The sequence below is a fragment of the Aquibacillus koreensis genome, assembly GCF_025154055.1.
Taxonomy (GTDB): Bacteria; Bacillota; Bacilli; order Bacillales; family Amphibacillaceae; genus Aquibacillus_C; species Aquibacillus_C koreensis.
Genome location: NZ_JAOALK010000047.1, coordinates 1 through 17,770 on the forward strand (window position 1 = coordinate 1; position 17,770 = coordinate 17,770).

Sequence of the window (17,770 nt, forward strand, 5' to 3'; positions counted from 1 at the left end):
CTGGTAGCTCGTCGGGCTCATAACCCGAAGGTCGTAGGTTCAAATCCTGCCCCCGCAACCAAATTACTTTCACTTACTACGTTGGAATTGCTTCAATGCTAGTGAAAAATCATTGGTCCGGTAGTTCAGTTGGTTAGAATGCCTGCCTGTCACGCAGGAGGTCGCGGGTTCGAGTCCCGTCCGGACCGCCATTTCATACATATTAAGCCTTAGGATAACCTCCTAAGGTTTTTCTTTTTTTATCCGGACATTTATTCCTTTATTTCAACTTGCGGACTATCTGTTCCGCTATTCCTTGATTTTGATAGAATTTCTCTGAGATTTCTAGGTAATAGCGGAATAAGATGTCCGCAAATAGGTAGAAATATGAAGAAAATACAAAAATAACGGAAAAAAATGTCCTTTCAATCTAGCATTCCTTAGAATTTGCAATCGTGGATTACGCTTATGTCGCTTTGCAAAGCTACATGGTTTTCACTTTAAGCTTAATCTTTGCTATGATAGGTTTAGCGATTAAAATACAGAGTGAGGACATTTATATGGATGAATTTGACTTCATAAAGTCGATACAACAAAAAAACTATAAACAACCAAGTTTGATTAAAGGTGTAGGAGACGATGCAGCTGTCTTTCGTTCCACTTATCAAGATACAGTAACATCTGTAGATACCTTTGTAGAGAATGTACACTTTTCAATAGAAACGATGAAACCATACCATATAGGTTATCGAGCATTAGCAGCAAACATAAGCGATATGGCTGCTATGGGGTGTAATCCTGCATATTACCTAGTGTCCATTGTAATTCCAAAGCATTGGTCAGAACAACAACTTGCCGATATATTTGAAGGCATGAAGGATCTCGCTTCCGTGCATAACATGGATTTATTAGGTGGTGATACAGTATCAGGGAATGAACTAGTATTGTCAATCACAGTTATCGGCTTTGTTGATAAAGACAAGGCTAGATACCGAAGTAATGCGGTTAGTGGTGATAGGATCTTTGTGACTGGCACATTAGGTGATTCCGCAGCTGGCCTTCATGTGTTATTGGAATTGGACGAGAAAGACCAGGAACCCTTTTCTTACTTCATAAACCGCCATCGAATGCCTACGCCTAGAGTTTCTTTTGCGAAACGATTACAATCACTATCAAGGGTTGCTTTAAATGATATCAGTGACGGCATCGCGAATGAAGCAGCAGAGATTGCAGAGGCTTCCAAGGTAATGATGCATATTAATTATGAACAAATACCTTCTCACCATCAATTAGATCAATTTGATTATGACAAAACGAAAGAGTGGAAATTGTCTGGTGGGGAAGATTTTGAATTGATCGGAACCGTCTCGGAAAAAGAATGGCCTCTTGTAGTTAAGATTGGAGAAGAAACAAATACCAAAGTAACAGCGATTGGCTATGTCTCTGAGCTCACAAACATTGCTCATAACGTTATGTTATATGAGAACAATAACAAACAAGTGTTACACAAATCTGGATATACACATTTGAAATAGGTGAAGTAGATGAATGAACTTGAAATTATAACACATACAACAGAAGAAACAATGCGATTGGCGGAGGAGTTAGCTCAGTTAGTAAGGCCTGGCGATGTCATTACTTTGGAAGGTGATTTAGGAGCTGGAAAAACGACATTTACAAAAGGATTGGGATCCGGCCTAGGTGTAACAAGGACGATTAATAGCCCAACTTATACGATTGTTAAAGAGTATAGGGGCGAACTACCTCTATACCATATGGATGTGTATCGTCTTGAGGATAGTGATGAAGATATTGGTTTTGACGAATACTTTCACTCTGATGGTATTTCGGTCGTGGAGTGGGCAAGTTTTATCGAAGCATTTCTACCAGAAAAGCGATTGGATATTGTTATTCGCGCTGTAGATGAGCATACTAGGAAGATTACCTTTTATCCTAGAGGAGATAGTTTTGAAAAGATATGTGAGGAGTTAGCACGATGAATATTCTTGCTATAGATACATCAAACGAAACAATGGGAGTGGCCGTTATAAAAGATGGCCAAGTTTCTGGAGAATATATAACGAATGTAAAAAAAAATCATTCCGTACGTCTGTTACCAGCAATCGACCAAGTTATGAGAGATACAGATGTAGCACCTAATGAACTAGATCAAGTAGTTGTTGCAAAGGGACCAGGTTCTTATACAGGCGTAAGAATCGGTTTATCTACGGCTAAGACATTAGCATGGACATTAAACATTCCAGTCATAGCTATTTCTAGTCTTGAACTTGTGGCACAACAAGCAGCATACTACAATCATCAGATATGTTCTTTTTTTGATGCTAGAAGAGGGTTAGTTTATACAGGATTATATGAAAATAAAGAGAGCGCGGCATTAAGCACAGTATGGGATGAAACAAATATTCTTTTTGTAGAATGGTTGGAACAGTTAGTACAGCGTGGAAAAAAGACTGTATTTTTAAGTCCACACATCGATATACATAGAGATGTCATTCTTCAATATATGGGTGACTTAGCAATTATACCGGAATCTATCTACCACGTTCCTAGACCTTCTTTACTTGCGCAGATCGCTATAGATAGACAAGCCGATCCGGTGCATACATTAACACCTAATTATTTAAGATTAGTGGAAGCGGAAGCGAAATGGTTAGAAAATCAGGGGAAAAAGAATAATGTCTAAAGTATTAATAAGAAAAATGACAAAAGAAGATATTGACCAAGTCCTGCATGTTGAAAGATCTTCTTTTGCAGTACCATGGGATAAAGACATCTATATAAAAGAGTTAACAGAAAACCGGTATGCCTATTATTCAGTTGTAGAAGCAGATGGGCACGTGGTTGGCTTTTGTGGTTTGTGGGTGGTAATCGATGAGGCGCAAATTACAAATATAGCAATTCTGCCAGCTCTAAGAGGAAAAAAATATGGATCAGCTTTATTTCAATATGTGTTGAATCAGGCAGTTGCATTAGGAGCTGCAAGATTATCATTAGAAGTTAGACAATCCAATTTAGTAGCTCAAAAATTATATAGTAAATATGGGCTAGTCCCAGGTGGAATTAGAAAGAACTATTATACGGATAATAATGAGGATGCATTAGTAATGTGGGTGAATTTATGAAAAAAGATCAATATATTATTGCCATAGAAACTAGCTGTGATGAAACTGCCGTAGCTATTGTAAAAAATGGGACTGAAGTCATTTCCAACGTGGTGGCTTCACAAATTGAAAGTCATAAACGATTTGGTGGTGTCGTACCTGAAATTGCTTCACGTCATCACGTAGAACAAATGACGGTGGTACTAGAAGAAGCTTTTGAGCAGGCGGGATTAACGATTAAGGATATGGACGCTATTACGGTTACAGAGGGTCCAGGCCTTGTAGGAGCATTACTTGTAGGAGTGAATACTGCTAAAACGTTAGCATTCGCGAATAATAAACCAATTATTGGTGTGCATCATATCGCAGGCCATATTTATGCGAATCGACTAGAGAAGGAGTTTAATTTTCCGCTTTTAGCCTTAGTAGTTTCAGGAGGACATACCGAATTGATCCTAATGAAGGAGCATGGTTCTTTTGAGATCATAGGGGAAACAAGAGACGATGCTGCCGGTGAAGCATATGATAAAGTAGCTCGGACACTTCAATTACCTTATCCAGGTGGACCAATGATCGACAAACTTGCTGCAGAAGGTAAAGAGACAATTGACTTTCCACGTGCTTGGCTAGAAGATGATTCCTACGACTTCAGTTTTAGTGGTCTAAAATCCGCAGTGATTAACAAGTTACATAATGCGGAACAACGTAATGAGGAATTAAAGAAAGAAGATATTGCTGCTAGTTTTCAAGCAAGTGTGGTAGAAGTACTTTCAGAAAAAACATACCGTGCTGCAATGGAACATAATGTGAAGCAAGTGATTGTTGCAGGAGGCGTAGCAGCAAACAGAGGACTACGCCAAGCATTAGAAGATAAATTTAAAGAAACATCGATGGAATTGTTGATCCCTCCACTTCATTTATGTACCGATAATGCAGCTATGATTGCTGCAGCTGGAAGCATTGCCTTTGAACAAGGCCATCGAGCGGGTTTAGACTTAAATGCAAATCCCTCGCTAAGTTTAGAAGTGTATTCGGATAGAAAAAAGTAAATTGTGTAGAAAAAACGAGCTTGGTTTAGAGCTCGTTTTTTGATTGTGGATAAAAGGTGCGAAAAACGTAAGTAACAATGCTTTCAAGAGCAGTATTCTACAATTTTTTACATTAATCAACAAGCATCCTTCTAATTTGTGGATAACAATTTATAGATCTTGTTATAGCAATAAAGTTGTTGAGGATAAAAAATGTGGATAAGTGCGGTTTTTGTTGTGGGTATTGGGGATAAATATGTTGAAAACTGATGTAGCAACTATCTAACTGTGTATAAACCTGTGAATTGTTGGGATAAGTCTAGCTATTATGAAATGAATGACGCAATGACCATTAATATGACAAAACTAAACAGAATAGTTGTTAATAAAATTGCTCTAATAGTATAATCCTGTTGATAAGATGTGTATTACTGAGACAGTGAGACTTATTAAAAACATAAAAAACACGTAGAGTCTACGTGTTTTTAAGTCGTTCTATTTACTCATGAAGCTCTTCCCATTCTTCCATCAAGCTCTCCATGCGTTTATTGTTTTGTTCATTTTTGGTTGTCAATTCAAGTGATTTTTCATGATCTTGGTACACATCTGGTTCGCATAGTAGTGCTTCTATTTCTTCCATTTCTATCTCAATCTTCTCAATTTCCTCTTCAATCTCTTTAATTCTTCGTTCTCTCTTTCGTTGTTCCTTCTTCATCGCTTTATCTTGTTCAAAGGAAGACTTTGTGTCATTTGCTGCTTCCACAACTTTTTCTTTACTAGCGTTTAACTCTTCTAGTTCTAATTCTTCTTGTTTTTTCTCCAAATAATAATCATAATCACCTAAATACAAAGTTGTGCTATCTCCTTGCATCTCGACAATCTGACTCGTAATCTTATTAATAAAATAACGGTCATGGGATACAAATAAGATAGAGCCGGGGAAGTCCATCATTGCTGCCTCTAAGATTTCTTTACTATCTAAATCTAAATGGTTCGTAGGTTCATCTAAAATGAGTAGGTTCGATTTTTCCATCATGAGCTTAGCAAGTGATAGTCTAGCTTTTTCCCCACCACTAAGTGCATAAACAGGCTTTAGCACATCATCACCGGAAAATAAGAAATTACCTAGGATCGTCCGAATATCTTTTTCATTCATCATCGGATAATCATCCCATAACTCCATCAGGACAGTTTTATTGCTATTAAGATTTGCTTGCTCTTGGTCATAATATCCGATTTGTACATTGGTTCCAATTTGGATGGTGCCTTTACTTGCCTTTAAACTACCAATAATCGTTTTTAGCAGTGTAGTTTTTCCAACTCCATTTGGTCCAACAAGCGCAATCGATTCTCCGCGTGTGAGGTCGAAATTCAGGTTAGAAAAAATGTACCGATCATCATCGTCGTATCTAAAAGCTAAATCCTTAATCTTTAACACATCATTACCACTACGACGCTCAATGTCAAAACTGAATTTTGCAGAAGCTTCATCTCCGCTCGGCTTATCGAGTTTATCCATTTTCTCTAATTGCTTTCTTCTACTTTGCGCACGTTTCGTAGTAGAAGCTCGTACGATATTTTTTTGAACGAATTCTTCTAGCTTTTTTATTTCCGTTTGTTGTTTCTCAAATTGCTTCATATCTCGCTCATAATTGGCTGCTTTTTGTTCAAGATACTTACTATAGTTACCGTGAAATTTAGTGGACTGGTTTCGAGAGATTTCATAAACAATATTAACGGTTTTATCTAAGAAATAACGATCGTGTGAAACAATCACGACGGCACCTTTGTAGTTGTTTAAGTATCCTTCTAACCATGTTAACGTTTCAATATCCAAGTGGTTGGTAGGCTCATCTAGAATTAACAGATCAGGTTTTGATAAAAGCAATTTACCTAACGCAAGTCTGGTCTTTTGTCCACCACTTAATTCACTGATGGGAGTATCTAGGTCATGGTTCTGGAAGTGCAATCCATTTAGAACAGCCTTAATATCTGCTTCATAATGAAAGCCACCTTCTGTTTTAAAAGCTTGCTGTTTTGCATCATATTTTTCTAATAGCTGCTCGTATGTGACTTGATCAGCTAAGACGGTCGGATCACCCATTTTTTGTTCCATCATTCTTATCTCTTTTTCTTGGTCTACTAAGTGACGAAAAACCTCTAGCATCTCTCCCCAGATGGTACGAGAGGACTCTAATCCTGTATTTTGGGCTAAATAACCTAATGTTGTATCTTTTGGTTGATATATTTGCCCTTCATCATACGAGATGTGCCCTGCCATAATTTTAAGTAGGGTAGATTTTCCTGCTCCGTTTCTCCCAACAATGGCAATTCGGTCGTTCGTTTGTATTTCAACTTTTATATTAGATAAAATAAGTTCAGCACCAAATCTTTTCACTAAATTATTTATTTGCATTAATATCATATAAGTTCACCTCAATAGAAATAGTGTATCGTATCGAGCTCAATACTAGCAAGAGAATGGTTAATTCAACGAACAAAATATTGAGGGAGATGCTAATTTTTACATCTTTGTGACAATTTTCACGACATAAGAGTAATTATCTGGTAGAATAAAGAATTAAGAGCTAGTTAATAATTTCACAACAAATGAATGAATGGATACGCTATCAGTTTTGGTAAGCTGGATATACTAATAGGAGAACTAAATTCATTTTTAAGGTAGGGGAATACGGATGAGTGAACAAAATAAAATACCTCAGGCAACTGCGAAACGACTTCCATTATATTATCGATTTATAAATAATCTACACATACAAGGTAAACTAAGGGTATCATCGAAAGAACTAAGCGAAGCAGTAAAAGTAGACTCTGCAACGATACGAAGAGACTTTTCTTATTTTGGCGCGCTAGGGAAAAAAGGGTACGGTTATAATGTAGAATACCTTTTGGAATTTTTCAGAAAGACGTTGGACCAAGATGAAAAAACACCAGTCGCCCTAATTGGCGTTGGTAATTTAGGTACTGCATTCTTAAATTATAATTTCACCAAAAATAATAATACAAAGATCGAAATGGCATTTGACGCAGATCCGAATAAGGTAGGAACAGAAATTGGCGGTGTTCCAATTTACCATATTGATGAGTTGGAGCAGAAATTATCAGAAGTACAAGCTGCGATTTTAACGGTACCGTTGGCGGAAGCGCAAAACATAACCGAGCGTTTAATTAAATCTGGAGTTACAGGTATTTTAAACTTCACTCCAGCAAGAATTACTGTCCCTGAAGGAGTTCGGGTACATCATATTGATTTGTCTGTAGAACTTCAGTCTTTGGTTTACTTTATGAAACATTATCCATTAGATACAGATGAGGAAGCATAATCAATGGAGTAAATTAGGTTAACCTATATGTAAAGACCTAGGGTATGAATCCGTCAGAGGGTTTGTATCCTTTTTTCGTTATGTAGCATTAGGAAAGTGAGTGAAAAAGTTGATTTTATCGAAGCGATTTAGGTTGATTCGTTTATCTTTACTTATGATCTTTCTAGTAGCTTGTGGTAATACCCATATGGAAGAAATGGATGACTCGCACCATATGGTGATGCAGGGGTCTGGAGAAGTACCTGAAGATCTCCAAGTGGCTAAAGATCCAACCTACCCAGTGGGAAATAAAGCAATGAGTAAAGCGGATCATATGGGTGAAATGATGATGGGAGTAGAGGTAGAAATTGTTGGTGCTTATGAAACAACTGCCTATATCACATCTTTCACACCTAAAGGTCACCCGAGAATAGAGAATCACAAATGGATCATACAAGAGGAAATTATTGATGCGGGAGAGGAAAAATTAGAGCCAGGGGCGGAAGTGGAAACCACAGCTGATCATATGATGGGGATGAAAGGATCAACACAAGAAATCATTGATTCAAAAGAAACAACCGTATATATGGTTGACTTTACTACCGTGGACGGACATGAGGTAACCAATCACAAATGGGTAATAGAAGAAGAACTAGAACCGATCAATTAAAAAAACGCTCAAATGAGCGTTTTTTTAGATCATTCTTTTTTCTTTGCCTTTTTAATTCGGAAATGAAGTCGAAATAAACGAAACGATACGACGAAATCTAGTGTAGCAAAGAAAGCCAATAAGATCGTAATAAAATTCCATACGGTCTCTTCTGCAGTTCCTATTGCGATATAAGTAAATAGCACTCCCATACCTAAATATAAGGAAGCCATAAACAGTGGGGATGTCCTCATCGGATTGTTAGCCTCCAATAATAAATTGTAATTTTTCTAAGTCAGTTAGCATCTTATCAACCTCTTCAGGATCAATACTTAGCTGTGCTAAGACCACGACAGTATTCATAGCCATGTGTGCAATGATTGGTACTATAATTCTTTTCGTTTGTACATACAGAAATGCAAACACAAGTCCCATAACTGTATAAGTAAGTAGATGTGTGAAGTCAGTATGAACGACTGCAAACACAAATGCAGATGCTAAAGCAGCAATGATAAAGTTTGTTCTTTTATATATAGACCCAAAAATAATTTTTCTAAAGATTATTTCTTCCAATATAGGGGCAATAATAGTAACGACCAAAATAAAGAGTGGAAATGAACGAGTAATTTCCATGATCTGTTGTGTGTTCTCAGACCCAGGTTCAATACCAAGAATAAACGTTTCAATTAAAGATGAGATCATTTGTCCTGCAAATGCCATGAACACACCAGCAAATGACCAAAGAACAACCATGCCTATACCTGCAGCTCCACGAGATACCTTTTGTTTCATATCATCACGAAGCAAGTACAATATAATGACCAGGGCAATAATAAAGCTAAGTATGTTCCAAGTAACTCCGACCATATATAAAGTGGATTCATTTAAAATGAAAATACTTGCAACAAGCGTTACGACAATAGTAGATACATGCATCAAAACGTATGTTAAAATCACATACCAAAATCTTTTAGGCAAAAAGCAACGACTCCTTCAAAGAGATTACATATTTTCATGTTTTATTAGTCATTGTACGTATTTTAACACAATTTTAGAATAGAATTGAAATAGTTAGTCCAATTAAGTGATCTTCCATGTTCTATCAGTATTCCTCGCCTTTTTGGATTTCATCTACGAAATAGATAAATCACACAAATTTTTTTTGGAAAAATAGATTTCTTTACTTGCAAAATGGATATCATTTAATTATTATAATAATTGTGTTAGCACTCTTGATGAGTGAGTGCTAATAATAAATTATAAACCATTCGAATACAATTAAGGAGGGTTTTTAACATGCTAAAGCCACTAGGTGATCGCGTAATTATTGAACTTGTGCAACAGGAAGAAAAAACAGCGAGCGGTATCGTATTACCCGATTCTGCGAAAGAAAAACCACAAGAAGGAAAGGTTATTGCAGTAGGGTCTGGCCGTGTGACAGAAAATGGTGAGAAGGTAGCACTTGAAGTTGAAGAAGGAAACCTTGTTATCTATTCTAAATTTGCTGGAACAGAAGTGAAGTACGAAGGTAAAGAATACTTAATTCTTCGTGAAAGTGACATCTTAGCTGTTATTGGTTAATAACTAGCTATTCCAAGCTCGGTTAAAGCGGAGAACAACATAAATATTTATATCATAAGGATTTAAATTACAAGGAGGGCATTTTTAATGGCTAAAGAAATTAAATTTAGTGAAGACGCTCGCCGTTCTATGCTACGTGGTGTAGATACACTAGCAAATGCGGTTAAAGTTACATTAGGACCAAAAGGTCGTAACGTAGTTTTAGATAAAAAATACGGTTCACCACTAATCACGAACGATGGTGTAACAATCGCGAAAGAAATCGAGTTAGAAGATAAATTTGAAAATATGGGTGCGCAACTAGTATCTGAAGTTGCTTCTCAAACAAACGATGTTGCTGGTGACGGTACAACAACTGCAACAGTACTTGCACAAGCGATGATCCAAGAAGGATTGAAAAACGTTGCTTCTGGTGCAAACCCAGTAGGCGTTCGTCGTGGTATTGAAAAAGCGGTTCAAGTTGCTACAGATGAGCTACGCAAAATCTCAAAACCGGTAGAAAGCAAAGAGTCGATCGCACAAGTTGCTGCGATTTCTTCTGGTGATGATGAAGTAGGTCAATTAATTGCTGAAGCTATGGAACGTGTTGGTAACGATGGTGTTATCACGATTGAAGAATCTAAAGGATTCAACACAGAACTTGAAGTAGTTGAGGGTATGCAGTTTGATCGTGGATATGCTTCTCCATACATGGTTACTGACCAAGATAAAATGGAAGCACAATTAGACGATCCTTACATCTTAATTACAGACAAGAAAATTAACAATATCCAAGAAGTACTACCTGTATTAGAGCAAGTAGTACAACAAGGTAAACCACTTCTATTAATTGCTGAAGACGTTGAAGGTGAAGCACTAGCTACATTAGTAGTGAACAAGCTTCGTGGTACATTCAATGCTGTTGCTGTTAAAGCTCCTGGCTTTGGTGACCGTCGTAAAGCAATGCTAGAAGATATTGCTACACTTACTGGTGCTGAAGTGATTACAGAAGATCTAGGTTTAGAACTTAAGAGCACTGGCATTGAGCAATTAGGTCGCGCTTCTAAAGTTGTTGTGACAAAAGAAAACACAACAATCGTTGAAGGTGCTGGTAATCCAGAACAAATTTCTTCACGTGTAGCACAAATCCGTGCGCAAGCAGAAGAAACAACTTCTGAATTCGATAAAGAAAAATTACAAGAGCGCTTAGCTAAGCTTTCTGGTGGTGTTGCAGTAGTTAAAGTTGGTGCTGCTACAGAAACAGAATTAAAAGAGCGTAAACTTCGTATTGAAGATGCATTGAACTCTACGCGTGCAGCGGTACAAGAAGGTATCGTTTCCGGTGGTGGTACTGCATTAATCAATGTGTACAAACAAGTACAAGCGCTAGAACTTACAGGTGACGAAGCAACTGGTGCATCAATCGTACTTCGTGCACTTGAAGAACCAGTACGTCAAATTGCACACAACGCTGGCCTTGAAGGTTCTATCATCGTAGAACGTCTAAAAGGTGAAGAAGTTGGTGTTGGTTTCAACGCAGCAACTGGCGAGTGGGTAAACATGATCGAAGCTGGTATCGTTGACCCAACAAAAGTTACCCGTTCCGCACTTCAAAACGCAGCATCTGTTGCAGCGATGTTCCTAACTACAGAAGCAGTAGTAGCAGACATCCCTGAAGAAAATGCTGGCGGCGGCATGCCTGACATGGGTGGCATGGGCGGAATGGGCGGCATGATGTAATATCGCCCCCAAACCTTTGATATATAAGGGTTAATGTAACAATGTGCTAACAAAATGCTAACATCAGATATGAAAGAGGCTTCTCATTAGTTGATTAAACTTTTGAGAAGCCTTTTTCTTTATCAGTCGTTAGATTGTGAAAGTGACTAGAGTAAAAACATATTATATAATGAAGGAAACAAGATATATTCTTTGGAGGTGTGATGAATGGCGATGCAGGATATTCGTAAGCTAGCACATGAAATGTTAGATGAGCTGGACGAAGAGGAAATACCAGAAGTCATCCAAAAAATGCTCTATATAAAGAAGCTTAATAAAAGACTTAATCAAGACTCTTTTCCATCTATAGATCCTACTGATGAAGATTTGCGAGCTATTAAAAAAGCGAAAAGAGAATTCCAAAATGGTGAATCTTATACGCATGAAGATGTTTTTGGAGAAGATGATTATGTATGAACTGCTATATTCTAAGCAGGCGGTAAAATATATAAAAAAACAAGATAAGCCAACTAGAAAACGAATAAGAGAAGCACTGCTCACCTTAGCTGAAGACCCCTATCATAGAGGGATTTTAGACATTAGTTCATTAAAAGGTGTAGACAGTGCTTTTCGTTTGCGTGTTGGAGATTTTAGAATAATTTACGAAGTTAAGGACAAGGAATTAATAATATATGTTATTTCTGCCGGTAGTAGAGGAGATATAAATAAATAAGTTATTGCTCTATAAAGACACTAGATAAGCAAGACTAAGAAACAGGTAGGTTTAGGTGTGTTAGTGTTTTATTATACGATTAACGGGTTAATAAAACTCATTTTTCTCTTTTAAAGTGCACTTAAAAACAATAAATGGATACGGTAGAATGTTGTTCTATCGACAAAATAATACAATTTACGGGTGGTGACAGGTACCGGTAAATTAATCAAATTTTTATTAGTGGTAAATCAATCATAAGAGAATATGAGATGATTGGAACGCTATCTTCTATGGAAGGTGGTTCCGGTCGATCTACTTGGGGTAAACAGATTATAAAATTGTTGTAACTCTTACAAGATTACGGAAAAATCACAACATAGAGTCACTTGCTTTATATAATTACAAGTTATAAGCCATTACATATTTTAGCGTAATTATGATAAAATAATGATAATTAGTAAGTGGAAGGGGTGTTTACATGCCATACATCAGGCCGGTTTCGGACTTACGGAACAACTTCGCTGATATTTCAAAAACTGTTCATGAAACAGCAGAACCAGTGTTTTTGACTAAAAATGGATATGGTGACATGGTTGTTATGAGTATTGAAGCTTATGAACGTAAGTTGTTTGAAAGTGAGATATATCTTAAGTTAAAAGAAGCTGAATTGGAGGCGAATTCTACTGATAAGCGGTATTCTCATGAAGAAGTATTCTCTGATTTAAAGGAAAGAATCACAAAAAAGGTTAAAGATGATGTATGAGTTACAATACTTGCCTTTGGCATTGAAGGATTTAAGGGGAATTACAGATTATATAACTGATACAGTTAGAGATCCAGAGGCTGCGATGGACTTCTTGAATGCTCTGAATGATTCGATATCAATGCTTCAGCAATTCCCTTATTCTTATAGAATTTACCAGTCCATTCAACCTTTGGAGAGCGAATATAGGCTTTTGCCAGTGAAAAATTACGTAGTATTCTATATTGTTAAAGAAGAGGTCGTTGAAATTCACAGAGTTGTGTACGGAAAGATGGACTTGACCAAGGTTTTAAAGTGATATTAAAGTACCTATAATTCTATTATTCGAAAAGTGACATTCAAGAACGTTCACTAGATACTTTAGAAAACAGTAATTAAAATATTAACATATATTTTTAGAACGACAAATGATTGCCGAATGTGTGAGGTGACCATTTTTTGAGTGGAAAAGTAAAAAACGTAGCAACTCTTTCTTCCTCTTGAATAGCTGCATGGAAAAAGCATCTCTTTACGACTTGTCTATTATTTTAATTGAAGTTTAATCTTCTAGGATATCTAGTCTTTTTTCAATATTTGGAAAAAACTATTGAAAACAGGCTCACCCATTTCATTTAAATCATTGTTATTCTCCCAGAATATTGTTAACCATTCTTCAAATGTACTTAATACTTTTACTATTTTATTTGAACTTTCACTAATAAATCCAACTCTGTATTCATTGTTTGGAATTCCTTCATTGCATATAAACACCCAATGGTTATTAGAAATATTACTAGAATCATACATTGTAAATGAGACAAGTTTCTTAGAATCAATATATTCATTCTTTTCAAAAAGTAATACCTTCTCTGGTACATCAGGAATAATAGTTGTTACTTTACATATATCTCCACATGGTGAATCCTTACTTACACCACCTATTGGTTCACAATCTAATAAGAATATTCCATTAGAAAAATTTTTTAAGAATTTCTTAAACGATGCAGGTAATTTATAATTAATATTATCTTCATATTCAGAAATCATTTGGTCTGTAGCATAATCGAATTTATCTACATCAGGGAATTTTTTATTGAATTTTCTAATGAATTCATCCACTAACATAAAATCACTCTTTCAATTATTTTAATTTTTCGGGACAAACTGTCCATCCTCTATAAAGTCAGCCATAAATTTATAATAGTAATCATCAGTTTCATAGTACATTTGTTGATAGAGGTATTTCGTATTGTTTATCACATAAGTCCTAGAGTATTCATGCTCTTTTAGGAAATCTTGCTGTTATTGCATTATGAGTGCTAGGTTCCACTGCGATAGAAAACATTTGACCTGAAGATACATTGAATAATGATGCAAGCTTTGCGGTCATGATATGGTGTGCATGTAAACCAGTTCCGGAGAGATCTCTTCTAAACGTATTGTATGGTTTTATACCGTGCTTAACTGCAGTAGTAAGTTTATCGCTTGATTTAATAGATCTAACAGTTAGTCCTCCTACTGCGGGAACAAAAGGTAATGCTACAGATGCTCCATCTAAAACAACTGATACTCCATTCCAAAAAGTAGGGTTAGTAGTTTCAATCAATAAGGTTTCTATCTATTATCTTTAAAAGCTTACTCCTGAGTTATTGTATATCCAAAGTTTATATAATTGTTACAGCAACTTGACATTTCTTCATATCACGGTTCTTTTATATCAGTTCTACATGAATAACAATTATAAGTGGAATCACTATTGGTTAACCAAAATAAAGGTATTTTGCAAATGAACCTTTACCTAAGATGATATATGATATACTAAATTTGTACACTCAATATTTATGCTCGGAAATAATATAATATTTCTTTTAATTATGGAAAGAATTAATCATATAAAAAACAAAGATGGTGAGATAATATGCCGAAAATAACTGACGTAGCACACAAAGCAGGAGTTTCTGTCACAACGGTTTCTCGTGTGCTAAATAATAGAGGATATATTAGCGAGGCTACAAGAGATAAAGTATATAAAGCGATGAAAGATATAAATTATCAGCCAAATGAGCTTGCACGCTCTTTATACAGAAGAAAATCTAACACTATTGGACTTATAGTTCCAAATGTATCTCACCCTTTTTTTAGTGAGTTAACCTATTACTTGGAACATTTTGCACATAAAAAGCATTATAAACTATTATTATGTAATTCAAATCGTGATGTAAACAAAGAGAAAGAATATATAGAATTGTTAAAACAAAATCAAGTCGAGGGAGTTATAATGGGTAGTCAGGTTTTAGAAGTCGAAAACTATCTAAATTTAAATCTACCTATAGTATCTTTTGACCGTGCACTATCTAAGAATATTCCTGTTGTGACAAGCGATAATTACCTTGGAGGAAAATTAGCATCTGATTTATTAATAAAGAAGAAATGTGAAGACATAGCCTACATATATGGTGGAATTGGTGGTCCTCATCATACTGCGTTATTAGCAAATGATAGATATCAAGGTTTTTTGGAAGGTATAAAAACTAGAAAGGATCAGATATCATTAATAACAAAAGAATTAAATACCTCTGAAATTGAGAGCATGGTAGAGGAAGTTAGTGAATTTTTAAAGATAAATCCGACTATTGATGGAATTTTTGCAAGTAGTGACATTATTGCATCAACGATAATTCAAGCATGTTATCGTTTAAAGAAGGCAATACCAGATGACTTGAAAATTATCGGATATGATGGTGTAGAGTTATCAACAGTAATAACTCCACCACTTACTACTATAAGTCAGCCATTAGAAAAATTAAGCGAACTTACCATTGATCTTTTGATCCGACAAATAAAAGGTGAGAAAGTTCCCTTTAATAACTTATTACCTGTCTCTTTAGTTGAGCGAGGTACAACATAGAGTGAAATAATAATTGCTAATTGTTATTAACAGTAGCAATTATTATTTTGCACCTCTATGTTAACCGGTTGACACAAAGATTGGCAACGATTATTATAAATGTGAGAGTTAGAAATTGCATTAAAATCACTATCATCTAAAGATTGGAGGTTTATTAGTGAACTTTTTAGACAAAGTTTTAGATGAGTTAAGAGAGCCTTTAGAATCAGTACCAATTGTTAAGTTGCCAGAAGATCTTCAAACTGCAAGGCAAATGCCAATACCTTCTGATGGACAATCAGAGACTGTTCGAATTACTGAACGTACTATTGCTGGTGGAGACGGTCAACAAATGCTAATTAAGATTTACGAACCTATACATAAAGATGATGAACCATTGCCCGCAGTTCTTTGGAACCATGGAGGTGGATATGTACTCGGTCATCCAAATAGCGATGACAGATTATGTGAAAGCTTTGTAGATAATCTTAAATGTGTTGTTGTTTCTCCAGACTACCGACTTGCTCCTGAACATCCGTATCCTGCAGCAGTAGAAGATTGTTATGCATCTTTAAAATGGACGAAGGATAATTATATGGAATTTAATATTGATTTAAAACGAATTTCTGTAGCTGGTGGTAGTGCAGGTGGAGGGATAACTGCAGCGATTGCATTGTTAGCACGCGATAGAGGAGGCCCAGACATATGCTTTCAAATGCCTTTATATCCAATGATTGACGATCGGAATATAACCTCATCTAGTTTAGAAATTATTGATTATCAGGCAGTTTGGTTTAAAGCCAATAACATTGCCGCATGGAAAATGTATCTAGGTGAGATTGGAAACAAGAAAATCCCACAATATGCTGCTCCAGCTAGAGCTGATAATCTAGAAGGTTTACCCCCAACATATACATGTGTGGGACAATTAGATCCATTCCGTGACGAAACAATTAACTATGTTGCACGTTTGGCAAGTGCTGGTGTAGATGTTGAGTTTAAGTTATATCCTGGATGCTTTCACGCTTTTGAGCATATTGCACCAGATGCAGAAATTAGTAAGCAAGCAAAGAATGAGTATATTAATGCACTTTCAAAGGCTTTTACAACCTAAGTTTTTTAAGTAATGATAAGGAGTGGAAAGTTAATTGAATCATGAAGTAATAGACATTAATATAAATGGTTCACATGCAAAACTATATACGTATTTTCTTGACAATTCTATAGAGATAGATGAAAAGCGAGTTCGACCAACAATAATCATTTGTCCTGGAGGCGGATATGAGTTCACTTCTGATCGTGAAGCGGAGCCTATAGCAATACAGATGAATGCTTTGGGATTTAATGCGTGTATTTTAAGATACAGTGTATATCCAAATACGTATCCAACTGCACTTTTAGAATTAGCTCAATCTGTGGTGCTTATTAGAAAAAAAGCAGAAAAGTGGCATGTAGATAAGAAAAAGATTATTATTGCAGGATTCTCTGCAGGGGGGCATCTTGCTGCTAGTTTGGGAGTTTTTTGGGATAAGGACTTCCTATCTAATCAATTAGGCTGTTTATATGAGGATATTAAGCCGGATGGTTTGTTGTTAAGTTATCCAGTTATTACGTCTGGTCGATATGCACATAAAGGGTCTTTTAAAGCGCTTTTAGGGGAAAGGTATGAAAAACATTTATCTGAACTCTCATTAGAAGATTTGGTAACAAATTACACTCCTCCAACATTTCTCTGGCATACTCGAACTGATGAAACAGTACCTGTTGAGAACAGTATATTGTTTGCAAATGCACTTTTAAAAAATAATGTACCAATGGAAATTCATATATATCCAAGAGGCATTCATGGATTAGCGCTAGGAACTGAAGAAACAAAATCTAAAAATTATAGTCAGTCCGTTTTACCTGAAGTGAGTAACTGGGTTGAAATGGCAGGTAGATGGATACAAAATTTATAGTAGATATGATAAATGTAGGATGAAAGTATCCTGGTGCTAATGCTATTATTTTATTTTGAATTATATCTGATGGGTGGTATAGCGGTGT

At 36.0% G+C, this 17,770-nt stretch carries 21 protein-coding genes and 1 tRNA gene; 17 read left to right on the forward strand and 5 right to left on the reverse strand.

Going from position 1 to position 17,770, the window contains the following annotated elements; translation table 11 throughout:
* Positions 1 to 114: 114 nt before the first annotated feature.
* The 6 genes from NYQ66_RS13075 (at position 115) to tsaD (ending at position 4,150) form a co-directional block, all read left to right on the forward strand.
* Positions 115 to 191: transfer RNA gene (locus tag NYQ66_RS13075), tRNA-Asp, on the forward strand.
* Between the two features lie 348 nt (positions 192 to 539).
* Positions 540 to 1,514, forward strand: a complete 975-nt coding sequence (gene thiL, locus NYQ66_RS13080) for a thiamine-phosphate kinase (RefSeq protein WP_259870104.1) — start codon at positions 540 to 542, stop codon at positions 1,512 to 1,514.
* A 9-nt stretch (positions 1,515 to 1,523) separates the two neighbouring features.
* Positions 1,524 to 1,979, forward strand: a complete 456-nt coding sequence (gene tsaE, locus NYQ66_RS13085; protein ID WP_259870105.1) for a tRNA (adenosine(37)-N6)-threonylcarbamoyltransferase complex ATPase subunit type 1 TsaE — start codon at positions 1,524 to 1,526, stop codon at positions 1,977 to 1,979.
* Positions 1,976 to 2,683: a tRNA (adenosine(37)-N6)-threonylcarbamoyltransferase complex dimerization subunit type 1 TsaB gene (gene tsaB / locus NYQ66_RS13090; protein ID WP_259870106.1), complete on the forward strand. Its 708-nt coding sequence runs from the start codon at positions 1,976 to 1,978 to the stop codon at positions 2,681 to 2,683. Before tsaE ends, tsaB begins: the two co-directional genes overlap by 4 nt.
* Entirely contained in the window at positions 2,676 to 3,122 is a 447-nt protein-coding gene (rimI, locus tag NYQ66_RS13095) for a ribosomal protein S18-alanine N-acetyltransferase (protein WP_259870107.1), read from the forward strand. The genes tsaB and rimI overlap by 8 nt, the downstream gene beginning before the upstream one ends.
* Positions 3,119 to 4,150, forward strand: coding sequence for a tRNA (adenosine(37)-N6)-threonylcarbamoyltransferase complex transferase subunit TsaD (tsaD, locus tag NYQ66_RS13100; RefSeq protein ID WP_259870108.1), 1,032 nt, complete (start codon positions 3,119 to 3,121; stop codon positions 4,148 to 4,150). Before rimI ends, tsaD begins: the two co-directional genes overlap by 4 nt.
* A 478-nt stretch (positions 4,151 to 4,628) precedes the next feature.
* Here tsaD and NYQ66_RS13105 read toward each other — a convergent pair whose 3' ends face one another.
* Complete coding sequence (locus NYQ66_RS13105) at positions 4,629 to 6,554, reverse strand: ABC-F family ATP-binding cassette domain-containing protein (protein ID WP_259870109.1); 1,926 nt, start codon at positions 6,552 to 6,554, stop codon at positions 4,629 to 4,631.
* Positions 6,555 to 6,825: 271 nt separating this feature from the next.
* On the opposite strand from NYQ66_RS13105, the gene NYQ66_RS13110 reads away from it, so the two are divergent.
* Together NYQ66_RS13110 and NYQ66_RS13115 are read left to right on the forward strand one after the other, a co-directional pair.
* On the forward strand, positions 6,826 to 7,473 hold the full coding sequence (locus NYQ66_RS13110; protein ID WP_259870110.1) for a redox-sensing transcriptional repressor Rex: 648 nt from the start codon (positions 6,826 to 6,828) through the stop codon (positions 7,471 to 7,473).
* 109 nt (positions 7,474 to 7,582) lie between these two features.
* Positions 7,583 to 8,122, forward strand: a complete 540-nt coding sequence (locus tag NYQ66_RS13115) for a YdhK family protein (RefSeq protein ID WP_407652087.1) — start codon at positions 7,583 to 7,585, stop codon at positions 8,120 to 8,122.
* Between the two features lie 29 nt (positions 8,123 to 8,151).
* Here NYQ66_RS13115 and NYQ66_RS13120 read toward each other — a convergent pair whose 3' ends face one another.
* Positions 8,152 to 8,355 (reverse strand): YdiK family protein, encoded by a 204-nt coding sequence (locus tag NYQ66_RS13120; protein WP_259870111.1) that lies wholly within the window; start codon positions 8,353 to 8,355, stop codon positions 8,152 to 8,154.
* Between the two features lie 7 nt (positions 8,356 to 8,362).
* On the reverse strand, positions 8,363 to 9,079 hold the full coding sequence (locus NYQ66_RS13125) for a CPBP family intramembrane glutamic endopeptidase (RefSeq protein WP_259870112.1): 717 nt from the start codon (positions 9,077 to 9,079) through the stop codon (positions 8,363 to 8,365).
* Between the two features lie 318 nt (positions 9,080 to 9,397).
* Between NYQ66_RS13125 and groES the strand changes: the two genes are divergently transcribed.
* The 6 genes from groES (at position 9,398) to NYQ66_RS13155 (ending at position 13,156) form a co-directional block, all read left to right on the forward strand.
* Complete coding sequence (gene groES, locus NYQ66_RS13130) at positions 9,398 to 9,682, forward strand: co-chaperone GroES (RefSeq protein ID WP_259870113.1); 285 nt, start codon at positions 9,398 to 9,400, stop codon at positions 9,680 to 9,682.
* An 87-nt stretch (positions 9,683 to 9,769) separates the two neighbouring features.
* Positions 9,770 to 11,401 (forward strand): chaperonin GroEL, encoded by a 1,632-nt coding sequence (gene groL / locus NYQ66_RS13135; RefSeq protein ID WP_259870114.1) that lies wholly within the window; start codon positions 9,770 to 9,772, stop codon positions 11,399 to 11,401.
* A 207-nt stretch (positions 11,402 to 11,608) separates the two neighbouring features.
* Positions 11,609 to 11,857: a hypothetical protein gene (locus NYQ66_RS13140; protein ID WP_259870116.1), complete on the forward strand. Its 249-nt coding sequence runs from the start codon at positions 11,609 to 11,611 to the stop codon at positions 11,855 to 11,857.
* Positions 11,850 to 12,113: a type II toxin-antitoxin system RelE family toxin gene (locus NYQ66_RS13145; RefSeq protein WP_259870117.1), complete on the forward strand. Its 264-nt coding sequence runs from the start codon at positions 11,850 to 11,852 to the stop codon at positions 12,111 to 12,113. Before NYQ66_RS13140 ends, NYQ66_RS13145 begins: the two co-directional genes overlap by 8 nt.
* Positions 12,114 to 12,573: 460 nt before the next feature.
* Complete coding sequence (locus tag NYQ66_RS13150; protein ID WP_259870118.1) at positions 12,574 to 12,858, forward strand: type II toxin-antitoxin system Phd/YefM family antitoxin; 285 nt, start codon at positions 12,574 to 12,576, stop codon at positions 12,856 to 12,858.
* The gene (locus tag NYQ66_RS13155; RefSeq protein ID WP_259870119.1) at positions 12,851 to 13,156 is read left to right on the forward strand and encodes a type II toxin-antitoxin system RelE/ParE family toxin; all 306 of its coding nucleotides are present in this window, start codon (positions 12,851 to 12,853) and stop codon (positions 13,154 to 13,156) included. The genes NYQ66_RS13150 and NYQ66_RS13155 overlap by 8 nt, the downstream gene beginning before the upstream one ends.
* Before the next feature lie 257 nt (positions 13,157 to 13,413).
* Here NYQ66_RS13155 and NYQ66_RS13160 read toward each other — a convergent pair whose 3' ends face one another.
* A complete protein-coding gene (locus NYQ66_RS13160) occupies positions 13,414 to 13,962 on the reverse strand; it encodes an SMI1/KNR4 family protein (protein WP_259870121.1) in 549 nt (182 codons plus the stop codon).
* A gap of 151 nt (positions 13,963 to 14,113) precedes the next feature.
* Complete coding sequence (locus NYQ66_RS13165; RefSeq protein WP_259870124.1) at positions 14,114 to 14,443, reverse strand: hypothetical protein; 330 nt, start codon at positions 14,441 to 14,443, stop codon at positions 14,114 to 14,116.
* A 312-nt stretch (positions 14,444 to 14,755) separates the two neighbouring features.
* On the opposite strand from NYQ66_RS13165, the gene NYQ66_RS13170 reads away from it, so the two are divergent.
* From NYQ66_RS13170 to NYQ66_RS13180, 3 genes are all read left to right on the forward strand, one after another.
* Entirely contained in the window at positions 14,756 to 15,745 is a 990-nt protein-coding gene (locus tag NYQ66_RS13170; protein ID WP_259870126.1) for a LacI family DNA-binding transcriptional regulator, read from the forward strand.
* A 157-nt stretch (positions 15,746 to 15,902) separates the two neighbouring features.
* On the forward strand, positions 15,903 to 16,838 hold the full coding sequence (locus NYQ66_RS13175; protein ID WP_407652082.1) for an alpha/beta hydrolase: 936 nt from the start codon (positions 15,903 to 15,905) through the stop codon (positions 16,836 to 16,838).
* Positions 16,839 to 16,872: 34 nt separating this feature from the next.
* Positions 16,873 to 17,682, forward strand: a complete 810-nt coding sequence (locus NYQ66_RS13180; RefSeq protein WP_259870128.1) for an alpha/beta hydrolase — start codon at positions 16,873 to 16,875, stop codon at positions 17,680 to 17,682.
* Positions 17,683 to 17,770: the final 88 nt, after the last annotated feature.